Here is a 4,740-nt window from a genome sequence, read left to right on the forward strand (position 1 = left end):
GCGCGGCCAGCCGTTCGCGGGCGGCCTCCCGGTTGGCCAGCTGCGCCCGGTGCTCGCTGGCGGCCACGGTGAGCACGCCGTCGACCAGCCGGCCGGCGAGCCGCTCCAGCGCCCGCGCCCGCAGCGGCTCGGGCACGCCGGGCGAGGCGGCCAGGTCGTAGCTCAGCTCGACGCGCGAGTCGGTGGTGTTGACACCCTGGCCGCCGGGCCCGGACGACCGGGAGAACCGTTCCCGCAGCTCGGCGGCGGGAACGGTCCACCGGTCGTTCACCCGCAGTCCGTCGTCCACCCCCCGAGGCTAGCGCCCCTGCCGGACGCTCGGGGTAGCGGACGGACCCGGGGTCTGCGCGGGTGGGTCGGGACTCCCGTCGGAGTCGGCGGCGGCGTACGCGACCGCCCCCACCAGCAGCAGGGCGATCACCCCGATCTTCGTGGTGGCCGCCTTGATCAGCAGCCACGCGGCGCTCCGGGCGCCGGGCACGGTCTTCTTGACGGTCTGGTAGTCGGCCCACCCGCGTCGTGCCCGGGCGTACGCCGACCCCACACCGGTACCGATCAACAGGCCCACCAGCAGGAGGACCACGATTCCAGGACGCTCCACCCGAGCCAGTTATCCATACTCAGCGTGATATTTCCATTGGCCGATCATTTCGCGCCGGGTATCCGACAGTTTTCACATTCCCGGGCCGCCCCCGACGGCGGGCCCGCAGCTCAGCCACCCTTCCCGATGATCGTGTCGGCGGTCTGCTGCACCTGTTCGATGGGAATGGCGAAGCCGATGCCGATCGAGCCGTTGCCGTCGATCGTGGCGATGGCCGTGTTCACCCCGACCACCTCGCCGCGCGCATTGACGAGTGGGCCGCCCGAGTTGCCCGGGTTGATCGAGGCGTCGGTCTGCACGGCGGTGTGCCGGTTGTCGCCGAGGCGTACCTGCCGGTCCAGGGCGCTGACGATGCCGGCGGTGACGGTGCCGGACAGCCCGAGCGGCGAGCCGACCGCCAGCACCGGCTCCCCCACCCGGGTGGATCCCGGCTTGGCCAGCGGCAACGCCGCCAGGCCGGCCGACGGCGGCACCCGCAGCACGGCGAGGTCGCTGCGCGGCTCCCGCCCGACCACCTCGGCGGCGAAGCGCCGCCCGTCGGGCAGTTCCACCGTCACCGAGCCGCCGCGCCCCTTGGCCAGGATGTGGTCGTTGGTGATGATGTGCTGCTGGTCGTCGACGGCGAAGCCGGAGCCGGAGGCCGAGGCGCCGCCGGCCCCGCCCACCAGCACCGAGACCACCCCCGGCACGGTCTTCCCGGCCGCGGTCACCAGTTCCGCCGGGACCGGGGCCGCCGAGGCCGCCGCCGGGCCCGGGGCCTCGTCGCGGCCCGCCACGATGCCGCCGGCCACCGCCCCGGAGGCGGTCGACAGGGCCACCACCGCCAGCGCGGCCAGCACCCGCCCGCGCGGGCCGCGGCCCGCCGAGCCACCGTCCGGTCCGGGCCCGCCCCACCGGGCCCGCCCGTCCGGATCCAGCTCCGGCGAGATGAACCAGGGGCCGCGCGGTTCGCCCAGCCCGGTCTGCACTGCCATGCGTACGCTCCTCACGTGTCCTTCTCGACGGTGGCCGTACGGGGTCAGGGCAGCCGGGCGAACCAGCGCATCGAGCCGGCCGCCGCGCCCATGGCGAACACCAGCCCGAGACCGATGAACCGGGCCGAGACGTCCTGCCGTTCGATGCGGTAGCCGACCGAGGTCCCGATGTCCTCGTAGACGGCGCGCAGCTCGTCGCTGGTGCTGGCCTCGTGGAACACGCCACCCGTCTCCTCGGCGACCGCGCGCAGGGTCTGCCCGTCGACGGGCACCTGGATCGGCCGGCCGCCCCGGTCCACCGTGCCGCCCGGGGTGCCGAAGGAGATGGTGTGCACCGGCACCTTCATGTCGATCGCCTCGGACGCCGCCTCCATCGGGTCGATGCCGGACGTGTTCGCCCCGTCGGAGAGCAGGATGATCCGGGCCGGCGGCGGGTCCTTCGCCGCCTGGCTGTCGAAGCCCTTCACCGCGCCGAGCGAGGTGCTGATGGCCTCTCCGATGGCGGTGCCCTGCACCCCGGTGGCCCCCTCGACCAGCCGCTCGACGCCCTCGTGCAGCGCCTCCCGGTCGGTGCTCGGCGGCACCAGCACCGCCGCGCTGCCGGCGAAGGCGACCAGCCCGACGTTGAACTCGTCCGGCAGGCCGTCGACGAAGCGCCGGGCGGACTCCTTGGCGGCGCTGAGCCGGTCCGGTTCCACGTCGCCGGCGAGCATCGAGGTGGAGACGTCCACGGCGACCATCACCGTGGCCCGTTCGCGGGGCACCCGGACCTCCGCCGTGGGCCGGGCGAAGCCGACCACCAGCAGCGCCAGCATGGCCACGAAGAGCCCGGCCGGCACGTGCCGCCGCCAGGCCGGACGGTGCGGCGCGACCCGGTCGAGCAGCCGCAGGTTGGTGAAGCGGACGGCGTACCGGCTGCGTCGGCGCTGCATGAGCAGGTAGCCGCCGGCCAGGGCGAGCACCCCGAGCAGGAGCCAGAGCCGGGCGGGCGACTGCCAGATCACGCCGCACCTCCCCGGGCCGCCCGCGCCGGGGCGGCCGCGAGGCGCCGCTGGGCGTGCACGTGCCGCACGATGTCGGCGCCCCAGTCCCGGTCGGTGCGCAGCGGCAGGTGCGTGGCCCCGCTGCGGCGCAGCGCCTGGCGTACCTGCTCGCGCTGGGCGGTCGCGGCGGCGGCGTAGCGCTCGCGCAGCGCGCGGTCGCCGGTCCAGACCTCGCGCCGCCGCCCGGTCTCCGGGTCGACGAGGGTGACCAGGCCGACGTCGGGCAACTCCAGCTCCCGGGGGTCGGTGACCTGCACGGCGAGCACCTGGTGCCGCGCGGCGAGGCGGCGCAGGGGCACCTCCCAGGACGGCGCCTGCCGCGGGTCGTCGGGCAGTCCGTCGAGGAAGTCCGAGACCACCACGACGAGGCCGCGGCGCAGCGCCACCCGGTGCACGGCGGCCAGCCCGTCGGCCATGTCGGGGCCCGCCGGCGCCGGCTCGTCGCGGTCGTGGCCGCCGACGCGCGGGGCGTTCAGCAGGGCCCGGAGCAGCCCGAGCAGATGGGTACGTCCGCTGCGGGGCGGGAACCGGCGCAGCCCGTCCGGGCCGAGCACCTGCGCGCCGAGGCGGTTGCCCACGCCGCCGGTGAGGAAGCCGACCGCCGCGACGGCCGCCACGGCCAGCTCCCGCTTGTCCAGCTCGGCGGTGCCGTACTCCATGCTGGGGCTCGCGTCGACCAGCAGCCAGGTGGTCAGTTCCCGGTCGGCGTCGACCTCGCGCACGTGCGGGACCGTGGTGCGGGCGGTCACCGCCCAGTCCATCCGGCGCACCTCGTCCTCACCGGGCCGGTACTCCCGGCTGCCGGCGGTCTCGCTGCCGGGCCCGGGCAGCAGGCCGCGGTACCGGCCGTGCAGCAGCCCGTCGAGCCGGCGCGTGACGGTCAGCTCCAGCCGGCGCAGCCGCCGGTCCCCGGTGAGGTCGGCCAGTCCCGGGTCGGCCGGCCCGGGGGCCGGCGCGGTGGCCCCGCGCCACCTCATGCCGCCGCCAGGTCGGCCGCGTGTTCCGGCTTGGCGGTGGCGACGCGCGGCGGCGGCACGACCTCCACCAGCCGCCGGACCACCGCTTCGGCGGCCACCCCGTCGGCGACCGCGTCGAAGGAGAGCACCAGCCGGTGGGCGAGCACGTCGACGGCGAGTTCGCGGACGTCCTCGGGCAGCACGTACCCGCGACCGCGCAGGAGCGCCTGGGCCCGCGCGGCGCGGACCAGGCCGAGGGTGGCCCGGGGGCTGGCCCCGTACGCGAGCAGCGGGGCGATCTCGGGCAGGCCGAACCGGCCGGGGTCCCGGGTGGCGAAGATCAGCCGGACCACGTACTCGGCGATCGCGTGGTGCACGAAGACGTGGGTGGCGCGGGCCTGGAGGTCCCGCAGTCGCTGCGGGTCGAGCACCGGCCGGGCGACGGGCCGGTCGGCGCTCATCCGGTAGAGGATGGCGAGTTCGTCGGCGTCGCTCGGGTAGTCGACGACGACCTTCATCATGAACCGGTCGCGCTGCGCCTCCGGCAGTTGGTAGACCCCCTCCGACTCGATGGGGTTCTGGGTGGCCAGCACCAGGAACGGCTCGGGCACGGGATAGCTGTGCCCGCCGATGGAGACCTGCCGCTCGGCCATCGCCTCCAGCAGGGCGGACTGCACCTTGGCCGGGGCCCGGTTGATCTCGTCGGCGAGCACCAGGTTCGCCATGATCGGGCCCAGCTCGATGTCGAAGTCCTCGCGCGACACGCGGTAGATCCTGGTGCCGATGATGTCGGAGGGGACCAGGTCCGGGGTGAACTGGATCCGGGAGAAGGTGCCGCCGACCACGGTGGCCAGGGTCTGCGCGGCGAGCGTCTTGGCCACCCCGGGCACGCCCTCCAGGAGGCAGTGCCCGTCTGCGATGAGGGCGGTGAGCAGGCGCTCGACGAGCCGATCCTGCCCGACGATCACGCGTTTGACCTCGAAGAGCGTCTGTTCCAGGTCGGCCGGGGTCGCATCGGGATCGGCCGGGCTGGGCACGCTGGCCAGGGTGTCCGAGATGTCCGTCACGGTGCTTGCTTCCCGTGCCGGCGGTCGGACAAACGTCGGATTATCGGCGCGGGGACGGCCCTTAGCGGCCCGAACCGGGACAACCCTCCCGACCCGGCC

The 4,740-nt window shown here is 75.2% G+C and carries 6 protein-coding genes; all 6 read right to left on the reverse strand.

Going from position 1 to position 4,740, the window contains the following annotated elements; genetic code table 11:
- Window positions 1–289, reverse strand: a 289-nt coding sequence (arfB, locus tag F6X68_RS30740) for an alternative ribosome rescue aminoacyl-tRNA hydrolase ArfB (RefSeq protein WP_151457528.1), incomplete at its 3' end; no start/stop codon positions are given.
- A gap of 9 nt (window positions 290–298) precedes the next feature.
- Window positions 299–601 carry a hypothetical protein gene (locus F6X68_RS30745; protein WP_151457529.1) on the reverse strand — a complete coding sequence of 101 codons (303 nt, stop codon included), beginning with the start codon at window positions 599–601 and terminating at the stop codon, window positions 299–301.
- A gap of 110 nt (window positions 602–711) precedes the next feature.
- Complete coding sequence (locus tag F6X68_RS30750; protein WP_151457530.1) at window positions 712–1,575, reverse strand: S1C family serine protease; 864 nt, start codon at window positions 1,573–1,575, stop codon at window positions 712–714.
- 44 nt (window positions 1,576–1,619) lie between these two features.
- Window positions 1,620–2,579 carry a VWA domain-containing protein gene (locus tag F6X68_RS30755; protein ID WP_151457531.1) on the reverse strand — a complete coding sequence of 320 codons (960 nt, stop codon included), beginning with the start codon at window positions 2,577–2,579 and terminating at the stop codon, window positions 1,620–1,622.
- On the reverse strand, window positions 2,576–3,595 hold the full coding sequence (locus F6X68_RS30760; RefSeq protein ID WP_151457532.1) for a DUF58 domain-containing protein: 1,020 nt from the start codon (window positions 3,593–3,595) through the stop codon (window positions 2,576–2,578). Before F6X68_RS30760 ends, F6X68_RS30755 begins: the two co-directional genes overlap by 4 nt.
- A complete protein-coding gene (locus F6X68_RS30765; RefSeq protein WP_151457533.1) occupies window positions 3,592–4,641 on the reverse strand; it encodes a MoxR family ATPase in 1,050 nt (349 codons plus the stop codon). Before F6X68_RS30765 ends, F6X68_RS30760 begins: the two co-directional genes overlap by 4 nt.
- Window positions 4,642–4,740 lie beyond the last annotated feature (99 nt).

The organism is Micromonospora sp. AMSO12t (assembly GCF_008806585.1).
Classification (GTDB): domain Bacteria; phylum Actinomycetota; class Actinomycetes; order Mycobacteriales; family Micromonosporaceae; genus Micromonospora; species Micromonospora reichwaldensis.

Bases quoted from the DNA above. Each gene is read 5' to 3' on its own strand.
- F6X68_RS30750 (WP_151457530.1), bottom strand. From the start codon at position 1,575: ATGGCAGTGCAGACCGGGCTGGGCGAACCGCGCGGCCCCTGGTTCATC.
- F6X68_RS30760 (WP_151457532.1), bottom strand. From the start codon at position 3,595: ATGAGGTGGCGCGGGGCCACCGCGCCGGCCCCCGGGCCGGCCGACCCG.